Below are 22,988 nucleotides of genomic sequence, written 5' to 3'. Positions count from 1 at the left end.
GATTAAGTAAAAGGATTAATTAGATTGTAAGATTGGTTACAGGCTGATTATACAATGAATACAGCTCAAAATCAAGAACAAAAATTAACATAATATATGAGATGATTTCGTAATGTATTACTTAAAAACAAAGCAAATAAGCCAGGAATATACTAAAAGTGCGCAAACGGTTGGCAAAAATAACAAAAACATATAGACTATTACTAGGAAAAATATAAAAAATATACAAATGTTTTCAAAAAAACTATTGCATTTGTATAAAAAGTGTTGTATATTAAAGATACGAAAACGATTAAGTAAAAAATAATTCTTCTAAAAATTGAGATGTGATACAATGTATAATAGGTTTTACACACAGGAGGATTATAAATGGTTTCAATGAAAGATGTAGCTTTAGCTTGTAATGTATCAGTGGCAACTGTAAGTAAGGCACTTAATAACCACAACGACATAAGCGAAGCGAAAAGGGAAGAAATCAAGAAAAAGGCAAAGGAGATGGGATATTTCCCAAACATCTCAGCGAGAGCACTTAAAACAAATAGAACTTACAGCATTGGGGTGTTGTTCGTTGACGAAGCCAGAAGTGGTCTGACACATGACTATTTCGTTGCAGTATTAGAGAGCTTCAAGGTGACAGCAGAGAAAAAGGGATATGACATAACATTTTTAAATTGTAACAAAAGCAGAAGCAACAGGTTATCATATCTAGAGCATGCAAGATTTAGGGGATTTGATGGAGTGGTCATCGCGTGTATTGATTTTTCTGATCCTGAGGTAATGGAGCTTGTAGAGAGTGACATTCCGGTAGTTACAATAGATCATCTGTTTAACAACAGAATATCAATTGTATCGGACAATATCAAGGGAATGAGAGATTTATTGACATATATATATAATCATGGGCATAGAAAGATAGCATACATACATGGAATGGAATCAGCAGTAACAAGCAGCAGACTTTCAAGTTTTTACAAGACAGCAGAGGAACTTGGACTTGTGATTCCTGATGAGTACGTTAAGGAAGCAGGCTACAGAGATACTGATATGACAGCGAAGAGAACAAGAGAACTTCTTGATCTGAAAGAACCTCCAACGTGCATTATTTTTCCGGATGACTATGCAGCATTTGGTGGAATCAATGCAATTAAGAAAAGAGGATTACGAATACCACAGGATATATCAGTTGCCGGATATGACGGAATCAGAGTGGCAAGACAGATTGAACCGGCGATAACAACGTTAGCACAGAATACTAAAAAACTTGGCAGATATGCCGCAGAGAAACTTATAGGACTTATTGAAAAACCAAAGACAACGCTTATCGAGCAGGTTATTGTACAGGGTGAGTTGCTAGAAGGAGCTACGGTAGGAAGAATTGAGTTATAACTAAGATTACTGACAGCAAAAAGGAAGGCTGTTGTAATAAAAGAAACTAAATAACCTATACTTATCATTTAGGAGGACTTAACTATGAAGAAAAAATTATTAAGTGTATGTTTAGCGACATCAATGGCAGCAACATTGTTTGCAGGTTGTGGTGGTAATACAGCAGATAATGACAAGAACAATGAGCCTAAGGAAAGTAAAGATAGCCAGTCAACAAAAGAAGACAAAAAAGATGATACAAGTAAAGACGAAGAAGGCAAGGTATTTAGAATTTATTGCTGGAATGACGAATTTAAGGGACTTTTTGATACATATTTTGCAAGTGAAGTTCCATCAGATGTCAAAGTAGAATGGGTATCAACACCTAGTAAAGACAATGCTTATCAGCAGAAACTTGATCAGGGACTTCTTGATCAGGATAAAGCTTCAGATGATGACAAGATTGATATGTTCTTAATCGAAGCAGATTATGCTCTTAAATATGTTGACAGTGATTACACACTTGATGTTATTAATGATATTGGACTTACAGAGGATGAACTGTCAGACCAGTATCAGTATACTAAAGACATCGTAACTGATTCAGACGGTAAGTTAAAAGCTGTATCATGGCAGGCAACACCTGGATTATTTGCTTACAGACGCTCAATCGCCAAAGAAGTACTTGGAACAGATGATCCAGAAGAAGTTCAGAAACAGTTATCTGACTGGGATAAATTCGATGAAGTAGCTAAGAAGATGTCAGACGGTGGCTACAAGATGTTATCAGGATATGATGATTCATACAGAGTATTCTCTAATAACGTAACAAAACCTTGGGTTGATGAGAATGACAACATAGTAATTGATGACAATATTATGAAATGGGTTGACCAGACAAAAGAATATACAGATAATGGATACAACAATAAGACTTCTCTTTGGGCAACAGAATGGTCAGCAGACCAGGGACCAACAGGTAAAGTATTCGGTTTCTTCTATTCAACATGGGGAATTAACTTTACATTACTTGGCAACTCACTTGAGACACCACTTCCAGAAGGACTTACAAAGACATCAGATCCTGATGCTTACAAAGCAGCAACAGAAGGCAATGGTATCTATGGTGACTGGGCAGTATGTGAAGGACCACAGGCTTACTACTGGGGTGGTTCATGGTTATGTGCAGCAAAAGGTACAGATAATCCTACACTTGTAAAACAGGTTATGGAAAAATTCACATGTGATAAAGATACAATGAAGACTATCACACTTGATACAGAAGATTATACTAACAGTCAGTCAGCTATGAAAGAACTTGCAGACGATCCTGATTATGGTTCAGCATTCTTAAGTGGACAGAACCATATCGCATTATTCTCATCTGCAGCTCCTAAGATTGATATGAGCAACTGTACACCATACGACCAGGGCTTAAATGAAGCATTCCAGTCAGCATTCAAAGATTACTTTAATGGAACAGTAACTAAGGATGAAGCACTTGAGAACTTCTACAAAGCAGCAGTTGTTAAATATCCTAACTTAAAATATAAATAATAAGTTGGCAGATATTGATTAAATTATACAGTTAGAGAATTGTTATATTAAAACTTATATACCTGAGGTATAAAGATATGCAATCGATAACTGGGATTTGAAGGTAATAAAATATATGGGGACATATTAAATGTAACCGGTTTGGGGCAATGGGTAATATATAATATCAGAGATAGAGAATCTACACTATAAGGGGCACATTTTACAGGATGGGTAACCAAAATGTGCCCATCCTGTAAAAATAAAATGAGGTGATGAAAATGACGAAAACATCAGGTAACAGGAAAAAATCGAAATGTGTTAAATACACAAAATGGGGTTATATTTTCCTTATTCCATTTTTCCTAACATATACGATTTTTTCATTTATTCCATTAGTAACAACTATTTACAACAGTTTCTTTGAAAATTATATGCTTGGATTACAGCAGATTGGACCAAGATTCGTAGGGCTTGATAACTATAAAGCGATTATATCTAACGGTGATATGGTTGCATACGCAAAGAATACAATAATTATGTGGCTTATGGGATTCATTCCACAGATAATAGTATCACTTTTACTTGCAGCATGGTTTACAGATATCAGATTAAGACTTAAAGCAGCAGGATTTTTTAAGACAGTAATATACTTACCAAACTTAATAATGGCATCGGCATTTGCGATGTTATTCTACTCAATATTCTCAGATCAGGGACCTGTTAATCAGATTCTTATGAATGCAGGAATAATTGAACAGCCAATCAGATTTTTATCAAACGTATGGACAACAAGAGGTCTTGTGGCACTTATGAATTTTATGATGTGGTTTGGTAATACAACAATACTTCTTATGGCTGGTATGATGGGTATAGATACAGCACTTTTTGAGGCGGCACAGGTAGATGGTGCTAAGCCTTTTCAGACATTCACAAAGATTACATTACCACTTTTAAAACCAATTCTTATGTATGTATTAATTACATCTATGATTGGCGGTATACAGATGTTTGACGTTCCACAGATTCTTACAGATGGAAGTGGAGCACCTAATAATACGAGCATGACGCTTATTATGTATCTTAATAAGCATTTATATAGTAAAAATTACGGAATGGCCGGTGCACTTTCAGTTATCCTGTTTATCGTAACAGGCATACTAAGTCTTGCAGTATACAAATCACTGGCAGCGCAGAGAAAGGCATAAGGGGGATGAGGTTATGAACAAAAAAGAAAGAAGCGATAAGGCTGTTCTTGGAGTAAGAAGATTCATAAGCTATCTTGTACTTATATTGCTCTCAGTTATATGCCTGTTTTCATTCTATATTCTTGTAATTAACGCAACACGAGCTAATGCACAGATTCAGCAGGGATTCTCGGTAATACCAGGACAAAGACTTCTTGCTAATATTAAAACTGTATTTGCCAACAAAGAGATACCTATTCTCTACGGACTTAGAAACAGTTTTATAATATCAGCATCATGTGCAGTGCTTACAACATATTTTTCAGCACTTACAGCATACGCAATTCATGCTTATAATTTTAGATTCAAAAATGCAGCTTTTACATTTATTCTTATGATAATGATGGTTCCGGCACAGGTATCTAGTATGGGTTTTGTTAACTTAATGAAATCAATGCATCTTATGAATACTTTTGTACCACTTATAGTTCCATCAATAGCAGCTCCGGTTGTATTTTTCTTTATGAAACAGTACATGGAGAGTTCACTTCCAATAGAGATTATTGAAGCGGCAAGAATAGATGGAAGCAGTGAATTCAGAACATTTAACCATGTAGTTCTTCCTATATTAAAACCGGCAGTTGCAGTTCAGGCGATATTTGCATTCGTATCATCATGGAATAACTACTTCGTACCAGCTCTTATTCTTGAAGATGCTAAGAGAAAGACACTTCCTATCATGATTGCTATGTACAGAAGTGCCGATTACTTAAAATTCGATATGGGTCAGGTATATATGGTAATTGCAATATCAATTCTTCCGGTAGTAGTTGTATATCTCTGCTTATCTAAATTCATCGTGCAGGGTGTTGCTATTGGTAGTGTTAAAGGATAAGATGTCATGCTATTAAATATGGCTGTACATACATAACTTTCCATAAAAATATAATCAGAGAACCACTCCATCGTCTTTTGAAAAATAAAGGTGGTGGGGTGGTTTTTTGTGTGAAAAATGTGATGGAGATGGGGGATATAAAATATAGAAAAAGTGATTAAGATGGGAAATATGGAATATATAAAAAAGTGATTAAGATGGGAAATATGAAATATAGAAAAAGGTGATTAAGATGGGAAATATGAAATATAGAAAAAGTGATTGTGATATGAAATATAAAATATAGAAAGAAATTTTGGGATAAATATTAGTGGAATTATATATACCATAATGATAAGATAGAAATATAGATTAAGTGCGTATAAAATAAGATATATCCAAGCAGATATTAAAGATTATAGATAATAAAGTTCACCGGACCATCGAATGAAGAAAAATCGAGGTTGTAATAAAATTGAACTAGTCAGTAACTATGGATATATCAGAATATATAGATATTAAATGGCAGGTGGATGAATATGGGCGAAGAGATTAAAAATACAGATGGTAAATTGGAATTAGATGCAGTCAGTACTGATGGAATGATATCAGAACTGGATATTACTAATGTTACAACTGGTGATAAGAATAGAGGAAGATATCTATACTATCAGTTAAAACAGAGTATGCGAAATGCCAAATCAATAGATATTGTTGTATCATTTCTTATGGAATCCGGTGTTAAGATGATATTAAGCGATCTTAAACAGGCATTATCAAGAGATGTTAAGATTAATATTCTTACAGGCAATTATCTTGGTATTACACAGCCATCGGCATTATATCTTATAAAACATGAGCTTGGAGATAAGATAGATCTGCGTTTTTATAATGATAAGAGCAGATCATTTCATCCAAAAGCATATTTTTTTCATTATGAGAACAGAAATGAAGTATTCATAGGTTCTTCTAACATATCAAGAAGTGCGTTAACATCAGGAATAGAATGGAATTACAGGCTTGAGGATAGTGTTGATTTGAGAAGTTATCAGATGTTTTATAGTACATTCGTGGATCTTTTTAATAATCATTCAATAATAATTGATGATGATGAACTTGATAATTATTCTAAAAACTGGCATAGACCTGCAGTATCAAAAGACCTTGCAAAATATGATACTCTTGATATTAGCGATAACAATGTAAAAATATTATATGAACCAAGAGGAGCACAGATAGAAGCACTTTATGCACTTGAAAAGAGCAGAGCGGAAGGGGCATCAAAAGCACTTATTCAGGCAGCTACGGGAATTGGTAAGACATATCTTGCAGCATTTGATTCTAAGAATTATAAGAGAATATTATTCGTTGCACACAGGGAAGAAATTCTTAAACAGGCAGCAGAATCATTTAGAAATGTACGTAATTCAGACGATTATGGTTTTTTTGATGGAAAAAATAAAGACACAGACAAATCTGTCATATTTGCATCAGTAGGAACACTTGGTGATGAAAAATATCTTAGCGAAGAATTTTTTGCAAAAAAATATTTTGATTACATGATTATAGATGAATTCCATCATTCAGTAACAAAAGGATATCAGAATATTATTAAATATTTTGAACCGGAATTCATGCTTGGGCTTACAGCAACACCGGAGAGAATGGATGGTAAGAATATCTATGAGATCTGCGATTACAATGTGCCATACGAGATATCACTTAGAGATGCTATTAACAAGGGGATGCTTGTGCCTTTTCACTACTATGGAATATATGATGATACAGATTATTCAAAATTACATATTGTAAAAGGAAAATATGCTGAAAAAGAACTTACAGATACATATAAAAATGCAATAACGAGATATGAACTTATATATAAGAATTATATGAAATATGGCTCAAAACGTGCGATAGGATTCTGCTGTTCAAGAGAACATGCTGAAGATATGGCAAGAGAATTCTGCAAAAAAGGAATAAAAGCAGTTGCTGTATATAGTAATTGCGATGGTGAGTTCTCTGAGAAAAGAGATGTTGCAATAAGACAGCTTAAAAATCTTGAGATAAATGTTATATTCTCAGTTGATATGTTTAATGAGGGTGTTGATGTGGCAGCACTTGATATGGTTATGTTCCTTAGACCAACAGAGTCACCGGTTGTATTTCTCCAACAGCTCGGAAGAGGATTAAGACTTAGTAAAGGTAAGACATATCTTAATGTTCTTGATTTTATTGGCAATTATGAAAAAGCGGGAATAGGTCCAAAATTACTCATGCGTGCAAAGTCATCTAATGAGATTGATGATAAAGCCAGAGGTGTAAAAAATGAAAAAACAGATATATCAGATGCTAATAAAACAGCTTCTATGTATAATGATTCGTCGCTGTATCCTGATGACTGTTTTGTAGATTTTGATTTTAGAATTATAGATATCTTTAAGAAGCTTGATGAACGTTCGGTTAGTATAAGACAGAGAATAGTTAAAGAATATGAGAGAGTTAAGGAGATATTAGGGAAAGTTCCTACAAGGGTTGAACTTTTTACATATATGGACAGTGATGTATATGAATATTGCATCGGAAAATCTAAAGAAAATATATTTAAAGATTATCTTGGATTCCTAAATTCTAACGGTGATCTTAATGAAAATCAGCAGATTATATATGGTGGAATTGCAAGAGAATTCATTAAGAATATTGAGAATACTGCAATGACAAAAGTCTACAAGATGCCTGTGCTTGCAAGTTTTTGCTATATAGATGATGATAATGTTGATGCAATGAATACCAAGAATGTAAAAGAACAGGTGGATAAAGTGCATAAAAACTATATAAAGATGGAACTTAGTGAAGCAGATGTTCTTAAAGGATGGAAGAAGTTTTTTGATAATGGCACTAACTGGAAAGATTTTGGAGATGCAATTACAAGAGAAGAATATATGCAGATAAGTGATAAAAAACATCTGTCGAAGATAAAACAAATGCCGGTTAAGTATCTTCTTGCTTCTGGTGAAGGATTTTTTGTAGAAAAAGAAGGATATGTCATAGCTCTTAGTGAAGAACTTAGAAAATATGCGGGTATGCCTGAATTTGCCACACAGATGAGAGATGTATGTGAATATAGAGCGATGGATTATTATAGAAGAAGATATGAGGAACGTAGGATGTAGGGGGAATATCAATTAATGGATGTGCTAGAGAAAAGCGAGATGGACAAAAGACTAGGCAACAGCCATAGAAAGCTGTGCTTAGTCTTCATAATGTCCTTTACAAGCGATAATCCATAAAAAACCATTTTCATCAATTGTATATACAAGTCTATTAGCGGAATCAATTCTTCGACTCCAAGCTTTGCGATGTTTTAATGGTTCTGGTTTTCCAATTTCTTCCGATAATCCTTTGCGTTCAATCGATTTAACTAGTTCATTGATTCGTTTCATGGTTTTTTTATCCTGAGTTTGCCAATATAAATAATCATCCCATGCTCTGTCTGACCATAATTTTTTCATTAGTCTACCTCTATTAATTCATGTTCCTGTCCTTTGCCGGCTTCTAATTGAGCAATACTTCTGTCAATCATGGCAAGGTATTCGTTGTTTCTAGCAGCTTTTTCTAGCTGATTGTATTGTTCAAGGCTCATAAGAACAACATTTTTTTCGTTTTTTCTTGTAATAATAACTGTTTCTTGAAAATCTGAAGCTTTATCACAGTATTCTTTTAATTTGTTTCTGATGGTTGAATAATTTACAGCTAACATAATTATACTCCTCCTAAAAATTGTACAAGATAATGTACAGATATTTGTACAAATAGTTTATCATGTTAGTAAAATTGAGTCAAGATTATATTGTAAAATAGTTGAAATTAACATTTTCCATTAAAAAAATAATTAGTAGTTTGTTTCAAAGAATCTGAATGTAAAGTCTATACAAATATGATAGAATGAAATTGAGATTTTATACATTTTATGTGTTTATTATAGAAAGAGAAACCATAAATGCCTTAGATAGATAAGAGATAATTAATAATTGTTTGATAATTAACAATGGAATGATTATTTAAGTATAGAAGAATATGTGAGGAATAGATATGAGAAAAGATGAGATAAAGCAGACAATAGAATATTATAATAAAAATGCAGAGAGTTTTGTAAAGACAACAAAAGATGTAGATTTTAGCGAAGCGGGGAATATCTTTTTGTCTTATGTGAGAGATGGTGGAAGTATATTAGATTTTGGCTGTGGAAGTGGTCGTGATAGCAGATATTTCCTTGAAAAAGGTTATGATGTATCTGCGTGTGATGCATCAGAAGCTATGTGCAGACTGGCTTCTGAGTATACTGGAATTATGGTTAAGAAGATGTATTTTGAAGAACTTAATGATGAGAGTAAGTATGATGGAATCTGGGCATGTGCATCACTTCTACACTTGTCAGAAGAAGAACTTAATGATGTCATTGTTAAGATAAAGCGTGCGTTAAAGCTAGATGGGGTGCTATATGCATCTTTTAAATATGGTATAGGAAGCAGAGAGAAAAATGGAAGATATTTTACAGATATGAATGAAGAGAGCGTGAAAAAATGGTTGTCAGATGCCGGTATGTCAGTCTGTAAGATATGGATTAGTGGAGATGTTAGAGAGGGAAGGGATGGAGAAAAGTGGGTTAATGTTGTGGGGGAGAATAGGGAACAGATGTAAGATGTTGTTCAAATATAAAAAATAAAGAGATAAAAATAGAAAATAACTTAAAACACTGTAAGACTTTTGCATTATATGGTATAATACTAGTAAAATGTAAACGATAAAATAACATTATGTACAATATAAAATCTTTTTGAGATAAGAGAGGTAAGTATGCAGAAAAAAATTACCGGTGATATGTCACTAAGAGCAATTGAAAATATGATTGTTGAAGAATTACAGGATAAAGACTTATGGGGAGATATTCCTTTTTCAGTAGACGATTATGAAACAATTAGAAAGAGAATAAAAGACATAATAGAAAATTCAAGTTATGAAATAGGTAATATTTGCAAAAATTATCCGGTAGCTATAACAACATTCCTTGTTTTTATGATGAGATATAAGTATGATGTAAATTTTTGGGGACTTATGGCAGAAGAATTAAATATAGGGCTTAATTCTGTTTTGGAGACTGAGATTGGCAAATGTATAAGAAGAACATTTAAAAAATATGGATTCGATTATAGTGACATAAAAGATGAAAGGCGTGTCAATATGGCTCCCATTTTTTTTGAAGCTGGAATACCACCAGAAAGTAGTTTGGAGAATTTGTTTTATGTCTTAAGTTATGATATACATTCATTTTTTGATCCTCGATTAATAATAGAGGATCTTATTGATATGCGTTCTTGTAAAATAAGAAAACCTTTGCTTGATTTTTTACAGAGATATAGGAATGATAGGGCGGTTGAATTTATTTTGGAAGTTCATGATGCAATGTTAGCAGTAGAACAAGGACGTTATGGCGAATCAAGATATATAGGTATCTATTCGGATTGGAAGAATCGTGAAAGAAGCAATGCGAGAGGTAATGCAGATAAGAAGCAAGAGTTTCAAACAAAACCTTATCTAGCTTTTGAAAATGGAAAAAAAGGCTTATGTATGGTGCTTCCTAGAGTAATTATGAAATCAGAATGGATTGATGATGTTGAATGGCGAATTAAAGGAAATAATGGTGTAAATGTGACTATGAATATGTCTGTTTATGGAGATGAAGGATGTCGCTATATTCAGCCTATTGAAGTCCCTATAGGTGCATCAAATATTTATCAAATTTCTTTATTATAGGTAATTGCGAAACTCGCTTAGCTTGTTCGCAATTTTGAATTCAAAATAAGGAAAAATTCGCGCGGAACACGAATTTTAAGATGAAAAGTGGATAACTGCCAAATTTAGGTGCACTTTAATAAGCCTTAGAATTTATGAAGTTGGTAAGTCCTAGGCTATGAGAGGTTTTAGACTTTGGATGTATTTATGATGGTTGATCTTATCTGCAAGAACAACTGTAATGAGGTGTGTGATACCTGCCAGAATTAAATCAACATGCGGAGGGGGTTCGTTTTGCGTCTGACGTCCTGCCAGACAGAGGTATCTTTGATATGACTGATATCTCTTTCATCAGTGGTTCTGATTTTATAAGTATTATTCCATTCTTCTGTACCACGAAGAACACCAGGGCAGGCACGATGCTCTTTTTCTGGATAAATATAAGTCATCCGACCACACGAAGATGTTGTACAAGGAGAATCACACATGCATTCACGATGGGTTTTACGAGTGGTTTTGTCATAGACATATTTGATTTTGGGACAAACAAACTTATATCTTGTTAATCCGTTTTTGCGTTTAGATGAGCCTTCAGGTTTCATGGGAAGAGAATCATCTTTAGGACAACAAGGTATGCTGTTTTCGTTGATTTTGCAATCAAGATTCTTAATTACTGTACATGAATTAAGAGGAATGTATGCTTTAGAGAAATGTTTATCTTCTCCAAAAGTGCTGCCTGTAAGTAATTCACTGTAAAGCAGAGATGAATCGAAAGCTGCATTACCAAGAAAGGTTTTAGGATTTATAAGAGGGTGTTTTAAAAAGAAGTCTTTCAGTGTTGGAATCAAAAGCTTTGAATCATGAACACATTTATCTTCGTCAGGAGAATCGGATTTCTTTTCGACAACGATATCTGAATGTGATTTCATAAAGTCATTGTTATAAAAAGAGATATGACGGATGATGCCCAGCCCGTTAGTGATAATACCAAACTTGAAGACATAGTAAAAATGACCATTGATATAAAGCTGTTTAATCTAAGGATTAGCAGAGGCATGGGATGGCATGGAACCATATGCAGCCTTGTAGGGAGCATAAGATTCATCAAATCCCTGGGCTTTGGCATAGGCTTTAAGTTGCTTAATAATACGGTTTGCGTATTTGGGATTATTTTCAGTAACAAAAGCTTCAATCCCAAAAGAATCAAAGATGGTGATATCAGCTTTTGCAGAGTCAATCGCCCGACAGATAGGTTCGGTAACATCAAGGTTATCAAATACAAGCTGCAGGTCATCTAAAAAGTCCTGTTTGAAGCGGGTAATTTTGGAAGTGTCCGGAACTTTGGTAAAACCACAGAATTCACGCAGTGGTTTTGAGTAAGCGAGAAAAGTCAGGAGAAGCTGAACTGTAGGGATAGAGAAAATATGCTGTATAATCAAAGCCCACAGGAAAGCCTGTAAAGGGTATTTACGGGTTCTGCCCGTTGAAGCATAAAAATGATTTCTAAAAGAAATCGGAATAAACTCATCAATATCGATATGATTTTCTAATAGGGATAGAAATGCAGGTTTGTCATTTTCAAATTTATTTGGGCAATCTGAAAAAAACTGCCAAAGAAAGCTGTTTATATGGTATCATAGGTATCAGAATAACTCCTTTCTTGGTACATGGTTTATAGTTTTTTTGACAACTCTATTATACCATATCTAGTGAGGGGTTATTTATCTTTTAGCAACAAAAAAAGCTGTATTTATGCGGCTTGTGGCGTTTCGCAAACGCCTATTATAAGATTATGATGGAGGTAAAGAAAAATCAATACATAAAGCTGAGGAAAAATGCATTAAGTTTAGTGGAATTGAGGCAATTCGAATGAAAAAGATGTAGATAAATTATTAAAATATTATGAGGAGCATAGGAAGATGGATAAGCTGATTATTGTAACTGTTAATCAGTGAAGATATTATCTTAAAGATAATTTTTTGCAATATTATGTTTCAAAAAAACTTAAAAAGACATGGATAAAAGCTACTATGAATATGGAAATTAAAAATGAAAAAAGTGAAATAAGTTGTGTTATGAAATTTGACGGATATTTTTGAAATTATTAAGTTTATTATATGTTGCTTTATACAATAAACTTAATAATTTGATTGTTATATAAAAATAAAATTTATATGGAAAAATAAAAGCTTTAGAAAACTAAAAGTTGCTCTATGCAAAATTAGTAAGATATGCTATAATTTATAATAGGTGTTAGCACTCAGTTGGTTGGAAAGAAAGAGGATATAGAGATGAAAATATCTTATAACGGTTTATGGAAAAAACTTATAGATAATGATATGCAAAAAAAAGATTTGACAGAAGCACTCGGTATAAGTTCGGCTACTATAGCTAAAATGGGAAAGGGTGAAGCGGTGTCGCTTGATGTTCTTGAGCGTATCTGTATATATTTTAATTGTGATATTGGAGATGTTATGAGTTTTGAAAAAAGAAGTGTTGATTAAGGAGTATAGTTATGAAGAAATTTACATGCTTGGATCTGTTCTGTGGAGCAGGAGGTTTATCGGAAGGTTTTTTGGAAACCAACAAATTTGATTTTTTGGGTCATGTGGAATGGGAGAAGCCTATGGTAGACACTCTCAGAAATAATTTGGTTAAAAGATGGAAATATTCTGAAGACAAAGCAAAAGAAAGTGTTATACAATTTGATATTCAAAAAACAGATGAACTGCTTTTTGGAAATTGGCCTGAAGAAACGATGAAAGATTATGCAAAGGCTAATTCGGATATAGTTGCAAAAAAGGGCCTTGATGGAATTATTGGTAAGAAAACAGTTGATGTCGTTATTGGAGGTCCGCCGTGCCAGGCATATTCATTGGCGGGAAGGGCACAGGATCCGAATTCTATGAAGAATGATTACAGAAATTATCTTTTTGAAAGTTTTGTTAAGATTGTGGAACATTATAGACCAAAAGTTTTTGTGTTTGAAAACGTGCCCGGAATGCTTAGCGCAAGACCTGGAGATACTCTTGTTATAGAACGTATATGTAAAGCATTTAACGAGATAGGATATGAGATAAGAAGTCCACAAAAAATGAAGAAGTCTATATATTGTGCATCTGATTTTGAAGTTCCGCAAAACAGAAACAGAGTAATTATATTTGGTGTTGATAAAAATTCTGAATATAAGACAGAGGATTTTTATGAAGCGTTGAATGCACAGAAGCTTACCGGTCCTAAAAAAACAGTCAGGGATGCTATTGGAGCCATGCCTAAGTTTAGAGAATTAGAACATCCGTATAAGAAAGGAAATGCCAATGTATCGCATGAACTGATTGGTAATGAGGTAATCTCTCAGCATGAGGCAAGATATCATAATAAGAGAGATATTCAGGTATTTAGAAAATGGGTATCTCAAAAAATGAATGATATTCCTAACGAAGAAAAGTTAGAATTTTATAAGCAGGTATCAGGAAAAACGACAAATCATAACAAATATAGAAGTCTTGAATGGGATAAGCCGTCACCTACAATTGTATCACATTTACATAAAGATGGGCTTATGTTTATTCATCCGGATGAAGAGCAGGGGCGTTCGATTACAATAAGAGAAGCAGCACTTTTGCAGAGTTTTCCTATGGATTATGAATTTATTGGTTCGAATGCGTACTGCTATAAGATGATAGGAAATGCCGTACCAGTATTATTTGCAAAAAGCATAGCGAAAGCAGTAAGTTCAGTTTTGGAGGTTAATGATAGATGAAAAGATTAAATGTGCTGGTTGCATGCGAAGAAAGTCAGAGAGTTTGCACTGAGTTTAGAAAACTTGGACATATAGCGTACAGCTGTGATTTATTGAAATGTAGTGGAGGTCATCCTGAATGGCATTTTAATACAGATGTATTAGATATTATAAAGAATAAAGGTGGAATTTTGCAGAACGGAGAGGAAGCATATATTGATGGTGATTGGGATATAATGATAGCGCATCCACCATGTACTTTTTTGGCTGTTAGTGGAGCAAGATGGTTTTATCATCCAGATGATAAAAATCTTCCTGTTGAGCAGAGAAGGCCACATCCAAGATTTCCAAACAGAGCAAGAGACAGAGAGGAAGGTGCAGCTTTTTTTATGGCATTGGTCAATGCTAATATTAAACATATAGCAGTAGAAAATCCGGTAGGTGTCATGAATACGAGATATAGAAAGCCGGATCAGGTTGTACAGCCATATTTCTTTGGAGATGAAGCATCCAAGTCAACCTGTCTTTGGCTTAAGAATTTACCTTTGCTAGAGAAAACTAACGTAGTTGGTAAGGGAGAGATGGTTGTCTTAAGTAGTGGAAAAAAATTGCCAAAATGGTACTCTGATGCATTGGTAAAAGCGAAAACACCAGAAGAAAGAAGAAACATGAGAAGTAAAACTTTTCCTGGATTTGCAAAGGCAATTGCAGAGCAATGGAGTGAATATGTACTTAGGGAGGATTATAAATATGATAGTGTATGTAAGAAAAGTGTTTCCCCATGATACAACTCATGAGATAAGTGTAAAAACAGATATTGTAAGAAGCTTTTTTGAAAATAGAACATTAGGTGTCGGTTTTCGAGGAATACGTTCTGGTTCGGAAGGCGAAGTGACCATAAATAGTGCTACTGATCCAAGATTTGGCGGAGATTTTAAGAAGATTCTCGCTGATGAGGGCAGGGCTGATATAAATGATATTCTGCTGATATATAAGAAAGATTCAGAACATTATGATGTTGAAATCGTAAAAAGTGGAGATAGCAGATATCTTGATCTTTTTATACTGTTTAGAGGAAGTGACAGGCATGCATTTTTACAAACACGAGAAGAACTAAAGCTTACAGGAAGATATTGATATTACCAATGGAGGATATTATGGCAAACAGTATTTATATTAGAAGAATGGATAAACAGTGTATTACACATCAGATAGGAATAACAATTAAAATTCAGCAGGAAATATTTAATGGCAGAGATACTTTCACTGTAATAGGTGAGAAAAGTGGAGAAAAAGAAGAAATTACTATATTTTCTCAGACTGATAAACGCTTTAGTGGAAATATAAAAACTGCAATGAAGAAAGAAATAGACTGTAGAGGTTTGATTAGAGATATTCAGGAAGGAGATCTGCTGACTTTAAAGGCGGAAAAAGGTGACGTGTTCAAGCTCGGAGTAATTATATCTGATGACGGAGCAGTATATGATTATATGAGTGAATTATGCAGAGAGGATAGGCACAGTGTTGTTATAGCGGCATCAGAAAAGAAAGATTTGGAAGAATCAGGAATAGAGGTTAGACAGCTTATAAAGTATGGCGTGCCAGGAACTGGAAAGAGTTATGGCATTACAGAAAAGATAAAAGAAACATACAGCAATTATGATGAATCTGATGAAGATAATGACTGTGAGTTTGTATTTAGAACAACGCTGCATCCGGAATATTCGTATTATGATTTTGTTGGAACAACATATCCGGTGGTTAAAGATGATAAAAATATAACTTATGATTTTAAACCTGGAATATTTACATTGGCATTATCAAAAGCGATGGATTTAGAGAATGGTGACAAAAAAGTTTTTCTTGTGTTGGAAGAAATGTCGAGAGCGAATGTTGCAGCGGTTTTTGGAGATTTATTCCAACTGTTGGATAGAAGGGATGATGGTAGAAGTGCATACAAAATTAGAAACGATCTTGTTGCAGAATATGTAAAAGATAAAACAGGATTTGAATTTAATAATAATAATATTTATTTGCCTGAAAATTTTTACATATATGGTACTGTTAATACAAGCGATCAAAATGTATTTGTTATGGATAATGCGTTTAAGAGAAGATTTGAGTTTGAATATGTTGGTACAGAGCCGGTTTCACAAAAGAATGGAGATTATAGGAATGATTATAAGTTTGAATTGGGAAATCATATATTAAAATGGACTGATTTTTATCAAAAACTTAATAAATATGTGACAAAAGATATGAAGCTTAGAGAAGATAAACAGATAGGACAGTTTTTTGTTAAGTTTAAAGAAGGTTATAATAGCAATGTTGAGATTGATAAATATAACTATAATCAGATAAAGAACAAGGTATTACAGTATATTTGGGAAGATGTTCATAAATGTGCAATGGCAGAAAAGCCTCTTTTCAAGGAAGAAATAGCTACATTTGGTGAGGCGTATTCAAGGATTGAGAAGCATGAAAATGTTTTTTGTGAGAAGTTTTATGATGAACTTACTGAAGAAGCAGAGGATGACAGTACAGAGTTAAATTCAGATGATATTCAGGAGAATAAAGATGCAGAAACCTCAGATAATTAATATAATGGATGGTGAAATTGCAGATTCTCAGCTGGTAAGGGAATTTGAGATTTCAGAACTTTGTAGAGATGGAAGATATGCCTTTGTAGGATTCATAAATAAGAAAAACAGGATGCTTATATCTGTTCCCAAACATTTTAATTATACTGATGACAGTGATATAAAACTGATAATAAGGTGCATATTAAAAAGCTTTAGGGATACTGACAAAGGTTCAACGCAGATGATAGACTGCAATATACCATATAGAGCATATACGCTTATATGTGATTATTATAATAGGTATGGTTTATTTAAAAATAATGTCAGAGTAAGCAAAAGTGGATATTCAGGTAATATAGATTGGAATAGAACAGTAAGAAAAAGTCAAAAAATTATAAGTGGAAAGAATCTTATATTCCTTCCGTTTGAAATAAGAAAAAATGAACAGTATAATACATTCCTTGGTGAGTGCATGAAGTATACTATAAATGATGGGTATGAACAATTTGGAAGATATGCTGGAATTGGAGAAAAGATTGACAGCGATGGATATCATTTTAACTTTAAAAATACTCAGGCAGTTATAAAGAAACTCAAAGAGGAAGAAGAGAAGTATTTCAAAGATTCTGAAATACAGTTAATAAGGGCAATGATTTCTTATTTCAGATGGCAGGGAAGTATTACAGAAAGTTCCTATTTTTTAACGCAGGCATTTGCATTATCGTGGGAGGCTATGGTACAGAATTACCTTAACAATAATCTTTTGAGGTATGATAATTACAGCAAGAATATGATTTTTGAGCGTGGATGTAAAAAATTTAATTTTCATAAAAGACGTGATAGTACAGAGAGCGTTATAAATCAGAAAAAAAATCATGATTTTACTGTTGAATACGATCACTTTTTTGAACAACAGGAAGAAGGGAAAGTGTGGATTTTTGATTCTAAGTATTATCAAAGGATGTCAGAACTTAACTATAAGCAGGTAGCCTACAGTTATTTTCTCATGAATGATATTTATGGAAAAAGAGTGTTGCCAGAAAAGATTATCAATGGTTTGGTGATGCCATATGAGGGAGAGTATTACTCTCGGGTTCATATAGACCGAAGGGATATTGATGGAATATATATACAGGAACATTATCTTAATATAAGAGATGTGATGCGGTCATATATATAATTGCTGAATTTGGAATGGATGGTGAAATTATGTCTGATGTTATGTCAAAAGAACAAAGAAGCAGAAATATGAAACACATCAGGTCATCTGATACAAAGATAGAACTTATATTACGAAAAGCATTATGGAATAAAGGTTACAGATATAGAAAAAATGTTGCAGATCTCCCTGGAAAACCAGATATAGTGCTTACAAAGTATAAAATAGCAATTTTTTGTGATGGAGAGTTTTTTCATGGAAAAGATTGGGGGACTCTGAAAGAAAAATTGAAGAGCAGTAATAACAGTGAATTTTGGATAAAGAAAATATCAAGGAATATTGAAAGAGATGATGAAGTGGATAAGAAGCTAAGTTTTAACGGATATACAGTATTAAGGTTTTGGGGAAATGATATAAAATGTAATCCTGAACAATGCGTTAAAACAATAGAAGAAACAATATTCAGATTAAAACTTCAGGAAGATTGGGAGGAGACAGAAGATAATGTATGAACAGGAATGTGTGCCATTTGCACCAACATTAATTGAATCAATGAGATCGATTGGATATTCTTTTTCATCGGCAGTTGCAGATTTACTTGATAATAGTATTGGCGCTCGTGCAACAAGGATAGATATAGTATCAGAGCCTTCAGAAAATCCATCGTTAATTATAATCGATAATGGATGTGGCATGTCAGATAAAAAATTATATGAAGCTATGAGATATGGAAGTAGTAATCCGTTAGAAAAAAGAGATGATTCTGATCTTGGACGATTTGGACTTGGTTTAAAATCGGCTTCATTGTCACAGTGCCGTAAACTAGTTGTTGTCAGTAAGCATGATGATGAAATAAACGCATATTCATGGGATTTGGATTATGTTATAGAAAAAGGAGCATGGATGCTAAAAGGGTTTGATACAGACGAGATAAGAGCATTTCCCAAAATAGAAAAATTGTTGAATATGAATTGTGGAACATATTTGTATCTTAACGATTTTGACAGAGTTAGAGAAGGAACAAAAAATATTATTGAAACATTTAATGAGCGTCTAAAAGAAATGGAAGATCATATTGCATTGTTATTTCATCGCTTTTTAGATGATAACCTTATTATAACTGTCAACAATCGTGAAATCGAGGCAAGAGATCCGTTTTTGACATATCATAAAGCAACACAGATAAAGCGTGAGTCAAAAATTCATCTCAAAGGAGAAACAATAACTTTAAAGCCGTATATTTTGCCACATTTGTCAAAACTTACAGAAAAAGATTTTGAAAAAGCAGGTGGAAAAGAAAACTTAAGAACAGAACAGGGATTTTATGTTTATAGAAACAGAAGACTTATAGTGTGGGGAACATGGTTTAGGCTTGAAAGAAAAGATGAACTTAATAAATTGGCGAGAGTAAGAGTAGATATACCAAATTCTTTGGACTATATGTGGTCGATTGATATAAAAAAAAGTACTGCTATATTACCGGATATTATAAAGAAAAATATGTATAATGCAGTATATGAATCGGTGATGGGAAGTGAACGGGTTCATACATACAGAGGCAGAAAAGAAAAGAAAGATGATAATATTGAGTATATTTGGGAACGAATGAAACTTAGAAATGGGTATGAGTATGTTGTAAACAGAAATATTCCACAGATTAAAATGCTTGAAGAAACACTTGATAAAGAACAGGTAAAGATGCTTGATGATGTAATTAAGGTATTAGAGGAGTCGTTTCCAACGGCATCACTTTATGTTGATGCAGCAAAGGGAAATATTGAAGAAAAAAAAGCTGTTGAAGGTGATGATAAAACAGAAGAACTTTGGATTAAATTGCAGGAACAGATTAGGTATATAAAAAATAATGGACTTTCTGAGAAAGAATATTATAAAGCTTTTTACAGAGTTGAGCCTTATTGTGATAATGAAATAGTAAGACAGAGAATAAAGAAGGAGCTTGAAAAGTATGAATGAGATACAGAAACAGTTTAAAAAAATGGTTAAGGCGTTTATGAGCGATGATATGGATATTAATGAGATAACAATCGATGCAAAAATGGCGGAATTAAGAATGTTACCGACATATAGCAGTCTTAAAAATGAAGAGATAGAAGAGGTTGGAGCAGAGATAAAGTCGGAGATGTCGATAAAACTTGACAAGGGAAGTTTGGTTGAACAGAAAAAGCATGAAAAATGGTTTTTGACTAAGAAGGCAGAGTTGGAGATGCGATATTGGAGTAGATATAGACAATATCTCATTAATGATAAAAACTTTGCAACAGGTGTTGTTAATAAGATGGACGATATACTTGATACGCTGACAGATCTGCTTGGAGATCCGTCAGCTAATGCAGTGTATAGCAGAAGAGGGCTTATAATTGGAGATGTACAGTCAGGAAAAACAGCCAATTATATAGGACTTATGTGTAAAGCGGCAGATGCCGGATATAAAGTAATAGTTCTTCTTACAGGAACAATCGAAAAACTTCGACAGCAGACACAACAGAGAGTAGATGAAGGTTTTGTTGGTGCTGACAGTAATGTAATGATTAAGAATAAGACAGAAGGTTTGTACGTTGGTGTTGGCAGGTATGATAAAACTGTAAGTACAGTGGTTCTGACATCTGTAGATTCTGATTTTAAGGCACAGAATGCAAAAAACTTAAATTTCGATCTTAAGAGTATTAATGGAACGGTGGTTTTTGTGGTTAAAAAAAATTCAGGAGTATTAAAGAGACTTAACAAGTGGCTTAGTACATACAATAAGAATGATGAAAATGCAATATCTCAGTCACTTCTTGTTATTGATGATGAAGCTGATAATGCCTCTGTAAATACAAAAAAGGAACAGGATGAAACACCAACTGCGATAAATGGTGAAATAAGAAAAATGCTGAAAATGTTTGAAAAATCAAGTTATGTTGGATTCACAGCGACACCATATGCTAATATATTTATAGATCCGGATACAGAAAATGAGATGTATGCAGATGATTTGTTTCCAAGAGATTACATTTATTCATTAAATGCGCCATCTAATTATATTGGAGCGAGAAATATATTTAGCGAAAATGGTTCAAATAGTAATATGTTGGTTGCAATTGATGATAATATCAAGAATCAAAACAGTATAGCGCTGCTGCTCCCCCAGAGTCATAAAAATTCAATACAGGTTCAGAAACTTCCAAAGGATATGGAGACAGCAATTAATACATTCATACTTGCCAATGCAATTGAAGATTTGAGAGGTATTAAGAAAAATCATCGTTCTATGCTGATTAATGTAAGTCGATTTACATTGGTTCAAAAACAGATAGCTGACCTGGTAAATGATTATCTTAAAAAAATGCAATCTGCAATTAAGATTTATGCAGGACTTGAAGAAAGTGTGGCATTAAGAAACTCAGAATTGTCGGCACTTAATGAAACATATTACCAAATATATAGTAATATTTCAGAAGAGTATGAATGGTCAGAAATACAAAAAACACTTTATCGATCCTCAGCAGGAATAATGGTGCAGATGTTTAATATAGAAGAAGGTCAAAAATTCAGTTATGATGATTATAAAGATGGAGTAAGAGTTATAGCTGTTGGCGGGATGAGCCTGTCAAGAGGGTTGACATTGGAAGGCCTTGTTGTAAGCTACTTTTACCGTAATTCAAAAATGTACGATACACTTATGCAGATGGGAAGATGGTTTGGATACAGAGATGGATATAATGATGTATGTAAAATATTTATGTCAGAAGATAGTATAGAATGGTATCGATATATAAGTGAGGCTACAGATGAACTTCGAAAGGATGTAAAAAAGTTTGAAGACAGTGGACTTACACCGAATGATTTTGGATTAAGAGTAAAATCGGATATGGCAACACTTATGATTACAGCTGCTAATAAGATGCGAAGTGCAGAGAGTAGAAAGTGTGCAATAAGTTTTAACAGTGTTGTAATTGAAACTCCGGAAATATATGCTGATGAAGATATGAATTTGTACAATGAGAAAGAAGTAGAGGAATTTGTGGATGAGTTGACATCAGCTAAATATCAGGTCAGAAAAGAAGTAAATGGGAAAGTTGGATTTGTTAATGTTGCAAAGAAAATGATAATGGAATTCTTGGAAAGAATACAGGTATCGCCTAAAAATGCTTATTTTGATATAAAGACTATCAATGATTTTATTGGTAACTACGAAGGGGAAGAACTTGAATTGTGGGATGTTGCATTTGCAAGTGGAAAATCATCACATGTGAAAGAGTTTGGAAATGGTATAAGATTCAATTGTATTGAAAGAAGTTTTACAGTTGTTAATGATGGGAAAATATTAAAGATGAGTGGTTCTAAAAAAAGACTTGGTTCAGCGATGGATGGAGAATTTGGTTTGACAGAAGAGCAGAAAAAAAATATTGAAGAAACTAATGATGAAAAGGCACTTTCACAAAAAGACTGCTTTTTGATAAAAAGGAATCCTCTCTTAACGATATATTTTATTGAATTAAAAATAGATGATAAAAAACAAAATTTAGATGAGATAAAAAAGGCTGTAAATAAATATAAGGATAAAGAAGTTATTGGATTTAGTATAGGAATTCCTAGACTTGAAAATTCAGAAGCTCAGTATGCAAAATATATGCTTAATAAGGTTGCAATAAGAGAATTGCTCGGTGAAGAAGATGTAGATGAAGGTACATATGAGGAGGAATAACTAACTATAAATATATGGGAAAATTTGCATATGGTGCGAAAA

18 protein-coding genes and 1 pseudogene are annotated in these 22,988 nt (G+C 33.4%); 16 read left to right on the top strand and 3 right to left on the bottom strand.

Going from position 1 to position 22,988, the window contains the following annotated elements; genetic code table 11:
- Positions 1–369 precede the first annotated feature (369 nt).
- The 5 genes from KQI85_RS09330 to KQI85_RS09310 all read left to right on the top strand — a co-directional run bounded on the left by KQI85_RS09330 (position 370) and on the right by KQI85_RS09310 (position 8,135).
- Complete coding sequence (locus KQI85_RS09330; protein WP_216575825.1) at positions 370–1,386, top strand: LacI family DNA-binding transcriptional regulator; 1,017 nt, start codon at positions 370–372, stop codon at positions 1,384–1,386.
- Between the two features lie 84 nt (positions 1,387–1,470).
- Complete coding sequence (locus tag KQI85_RS09325; RefSeq protein WP_216575824.1) at positions 1,471–2,922, top strand: ABC transporter substrate-binding protein; 1,452 nt, start codon at positions 1,471–1,473, stop codon at positions 2,920–2,922.
- A gap of 260 nt (positions 2,923–3,182) precedes the next feature.
- Positions 3,183–4,109 (top strand): carbohydrate ABC transporter permease, encoded by a 927-nt coding sequence (locus KQI85_RS09320; protein ID WP_216575823.1) that lies wholly within the window; start codon positions 3,183–3,185, stop codon positions 4,107–4,109.
- 13 nt (positions 4,110–4,122) lie between these two features.
- A complete protein-coding gene (locus tag KQI85_RS09315) occupies positions 4,123–4,983 on the top strand; it encodes a carbohydrate ABC transporter permease (protein WP_216575822.1) in 861 nt (286 codons plus the stop codon).
- A gap of 518 nt (positions 4,984–5,501) precedes the next feature.
- Complete coding sequence (locus KQI85_RS09310) at positions 5,502–8,135, top strand: DEAD/DEAH box helicase family protein (RefSeq protein WP_371820586.1); 2,634 nt, start codon at positions 5,502–5,504, stop codon at positions 8,133–8,135.
- Between the two features lie 78 nt (positions 8,136–8,213).
- Here KQI85_RS09310 and KQI85_RS09305 read toward each other — a convergent pair whose 3' ends face one another.
- The gene (locus tag KQI85_RS09305) at positions 8,214–8,474 is read right to left on the bottom strand and encodes a Txe/YoeB family addiction module toxin (RefSeq protein WP_216575821.1); all 261 of its coding nucleotides are present in this window, start codon (positions 8,472–8,474) and stop codon (positions 8,214–8,216) included.
- Entirely contained in the window at positions 8,474–8,722 is a 249-nt protein-coding gene (locus tag KQI85_RS09300; protein ID WP_216575820.1) for a type II toxin-antitoxin system Phd/YefM family antitoxin, read from the bottom strand. Before KQI85_RS09300 ends, KQI85_RS09305 begins: the two co-directional genes overlap by 1 nt.
- A 332-nt stretch (positions 8,723–9,054) precedes the next feature.
- Here KQI85_RS09300 and KQI85_RS09295 point away from each other — a divergent pair, with 332 nt between their 5' ends.
- A complete protein-coding gene (locus tag KQI85_RS09295; RefSeq protein WP_216575819.1) occupies positions 9,055–9,663 on the top strand; it encodes a bifunctional 2-polyprenyl-6-hydroxyphenol methylase/3-demethylubiquinol 3-O-methyltransferase UbiG in 609 nt (202 codons plus the stop codon).
- A 156-nt stretch (positions 9,664–9,819) separates the two neighbouring features.
- Positions 9,820–10,776, top strand: coding sequence for a hypothetical protein (locus KQI85_RS09290; RefSeq protein ID WP_216575818.1), 957 nt, complete (start codon positions 9,820–9,822; stop codon positions 10,774–10,776).
- A 245-nt stretch (positions 10,777–11,021) separates the two neighbouring features.
- Here KQI85_RS09290 and KQI85_RS09285 read toward each other — a convergent pair.
- Positions 11,022–12,393, bottom strand: a pseudogene (locus tag KQI85_RS09285) (transposase).
- A 653-nt stretch (positions 12,394–13,046) separates the two neighbouring features.
- Here KQI85_RS09285 and KQI85_RS09280 point away from each other — a divergent pair.
- The 9 genes from KQI85_RS09280 to KQI85_RS09240 are packed head-to-tail and all read left to right on the top strand — an operon-like array spanning position 13,047 to position 22,946.
- Positions 13,047–13,259 (top strand): helix-turn-helix transcriptional regulator, encoded by a 213-nt coding sequence (locus tag KQI85_RS09280; protein WP_216575817.1) that lies wholly within the window; start codon positions 13,047–13,049, stop codon positions 13,257–13,259.
- Between the two features lie 11 nt (positions 13,260–13,270).
- A complete protein-coding gene (locus KQI85_RS09275; protein ID WP_216575816.1) occupies positions 13,271–14,518 on the top strand; it encodes a DNA cytosine methyltransferase in 1,248 nt (415 codons plus the stop codon).
- Positions 14,515–15,282: a hypothetical protein gene (locus KQI85_RS09270; RefSeq protein ID WP_216575815.1), complete on the top strand. Its 768-nt coding sequence runs from the start codon at positions 14,515–14,517 to the stop codon at positions 15,280–15,282. Before KQI85_RS09275 ends, KQI85_RS09270 begins: the two co-directional genes overlap by 4 nt.
- Positions 15,248–15,634 carry a hypothetical protein gene (locus KQI85_RS09265; RefSeq protein WP_216575814.1) on the top strand — a complete coding sequence of 129 codons (387 nt, stop codon included), beginning with the start codon at positions 15,248–15,250 and terminating at the stop codon, positions 15,632–15,634. The genes KQI85_RS09270 and KQI85_RS09265 overlap by 35 nt, the downstream gene beginning before the upstream one ends.
- Before the next feature lie 20 nt (positions 15,635–15,654).
- Positions 15,655–17,097, top strand: a complete 1,443-nt coding sequence (locus KQI85_RS09260; protein ID WP_216575813.1) for an AAA family ATPase — start codon at positions 15,655–15,657, stop codon at positions 17,095–17,097.
- A complete protein-coding gene (locus KQI85_RS09255; RefSeq protein WP_216575812.1) occupies positions 17,075–18,259 on the top strand; it encodes a hypothetical protein in 1,185 nt (394 codons plus the stop codon). Before KQI85_RS09260 ends, KQI85_RS09255 begins: the two co-directional genes overlap by 23 nt.
- 14 nt (positions 18,260–18,273) lie before the next feature.
- Positions 18,274–18,750, top strand: coding sequence for a very short patch repair endonuclease (locus KQI85_RS09250; RefSeq protein ID WP_253293818.1), 477 nt, complete (start codon positions 18,274–18,276; stop codon positions 18,748–18,750).
- The gene (locus tag KQI85_RS09245) at positions 18,743–20,212 is read left to right on the top strand and encodes an ATP-binding protein (protein ID WP_216575811.1); all 1,470 of its coding nucleotides are present in this window, start codon (positions 18,743–18,745) and stop codon (positions 20,210–20,212) included. The genes KQI85_RS09250 and KQI85_RS09245 overlap by 8 nt, the downstream gene beginning before the upstream one ends.
- Positions 20,205–22,946 (top strand): Z1 domain-containing protein, encoded by a 2,742-nt coding sequence (locus tag KQI85_RS09240; RefSeq protein WP_216575810.1) that lies wholly within the window; start codon positions 20,205–20,207, stop codon positions 22,944–22,946. The genes KQI85_RS09245 and KQI85_RS09240 overlap by 8 nt, the downstream gene beginning before the upstream one ends.
- The last annotated feature ends 42 nt before the right edge of the window (positions 22,947–22,988 follow it).

It is taken from the genome of Falcatimonas sp. MSJ-15 (assembly GCF_018918265.1).
In the GTDB taxonomy this organism is placed as follows: domain Bacteria; phylum Bacillota; class Clostridia; order Lachnospirales; family Lachnospiraceae; genus Falcatimonas.
Note: the sequence above shows the minus strand (reverse complement) of the source record. Positions and strands in the feature narration are given on the sequence as shown.

Coding starts and splice junctions, on each gene's coding strand:
- KQI85_RS09295 (WP_216575819.1), top strand. CDS start 9,055: ATGAGAAAAGATGAGATAAAGCAGACAATAGAATATTATAATAAAAAT.
- KQI85_RS09275 (WP_216575816.1), top strand. CDS start 13,271: ATGAAGAAATTTACATGCTTGGATCTGTTCTGTGGAGCAGGAGGTTTA.
- KQI85_RS09280 (WP_216575817.1), top strand. CDS start 13,047: ATGAAAATATCTTATAACGGTTTATGGAAAAAACTTATAGATAATGAT.
- KQI85_RS09245 (WP_216575811.1), top strand. CDS start 18,743: ATGTATGAACAGGAATGTGTGCCATTTGCACCAACATTAATTGAATCA.
- KQI85_RS09255 (WP_216575812.1), top strand. CDS start 17,075: ATGCAGAAACCTCAGATAATTAATATAATGGATGGTGAAATTGCAGAT.
- KQI85_RS09320 (WP_216575823.1), top strand. CDS start 3,183: ATGACGAAAACATCAGGTAACAGGAAAAAATCGAAATGTGTTAAATAC.
- KQI85_RS09270 (WP_216575815.1), top strand. CDS start 14,515: ATGAAAAGATTAAATGTGCTGGTTGCATGCGAAGAAAGTCAGAGAGTT.
- KQI85_RS09325 (WP_216575824.1), top strand. CDS start 1,471: ATGAAGAAAAAATTATTAAGTGTATGTTTAGCGACATCAATGGCAGCA.
- KQI85_RS09305 (WP_216575821.1), bottom strand. CDS start 8,474: ATGAAAAAATTATGGTCAGACAGAGCATGGGATGATTATTTATATTGG.
- KQI85_RS09290 (WP_216575818.1), top strand. CDS start 9,820: ATGCAGAAAAAAATTACCGGTGATATGTCACTAAGAGCAATTGAAAAT.
- KQI85_RS09315 (WP_216575822.1), top strand. CDS start 4,123: ATGAACAAAAAAGAAAGAAGCGATAAGGCTGTTCTTGGAGTAAGAAGA.
- KQI85_RS09250 (WP_253293818.1), top strand. CDS start 18,274: ATGGATGGTGAAATTATGTCTGATGTTATGTCAAAAGAACAAAGAAGC.
- KQI85_RS09260 (WP_216575813.1), top strand. CDS start 15,655: ATGGCAAACAGTATTTATATTAGAAGAATGGATAAACAGTGTATTACA.
- KQI85_RS09330 (WP_216575825.1), top strand. CDS start 370: ATGGTTTCAATGAAAGATGTAGCTTTAGCTTGTAATGTATCAGTGGCA.
- KQI85_RS09265 (WP_216575814.1), top strand. CDS start 15,248: ATGATAGTGTATGTAAGAAAAGTGTTTCCCCATGATACAACTCATGAG.
- KQI85_RS09240 (WP_216575810.1), top strand. CDS start 20,205: ATGAATGAGATACAGAAACAGTTTAAAAAAATGGTTAAGGCGTTTATG.
- KQI85_RS09300 (WP_216575820.1), bottom strand. CDS start 8,722: ATGTTAGCTGTAAATTATTCAACCATCAGAAACAAATTAAAAGAATAC.
- KQI85_RS09310 (WP_371820586.1), top strand. CDS start 5,502: ATGGGCGAAGAGATTAAAAATACAGATGGTAAATTGGAATTAGATGCA.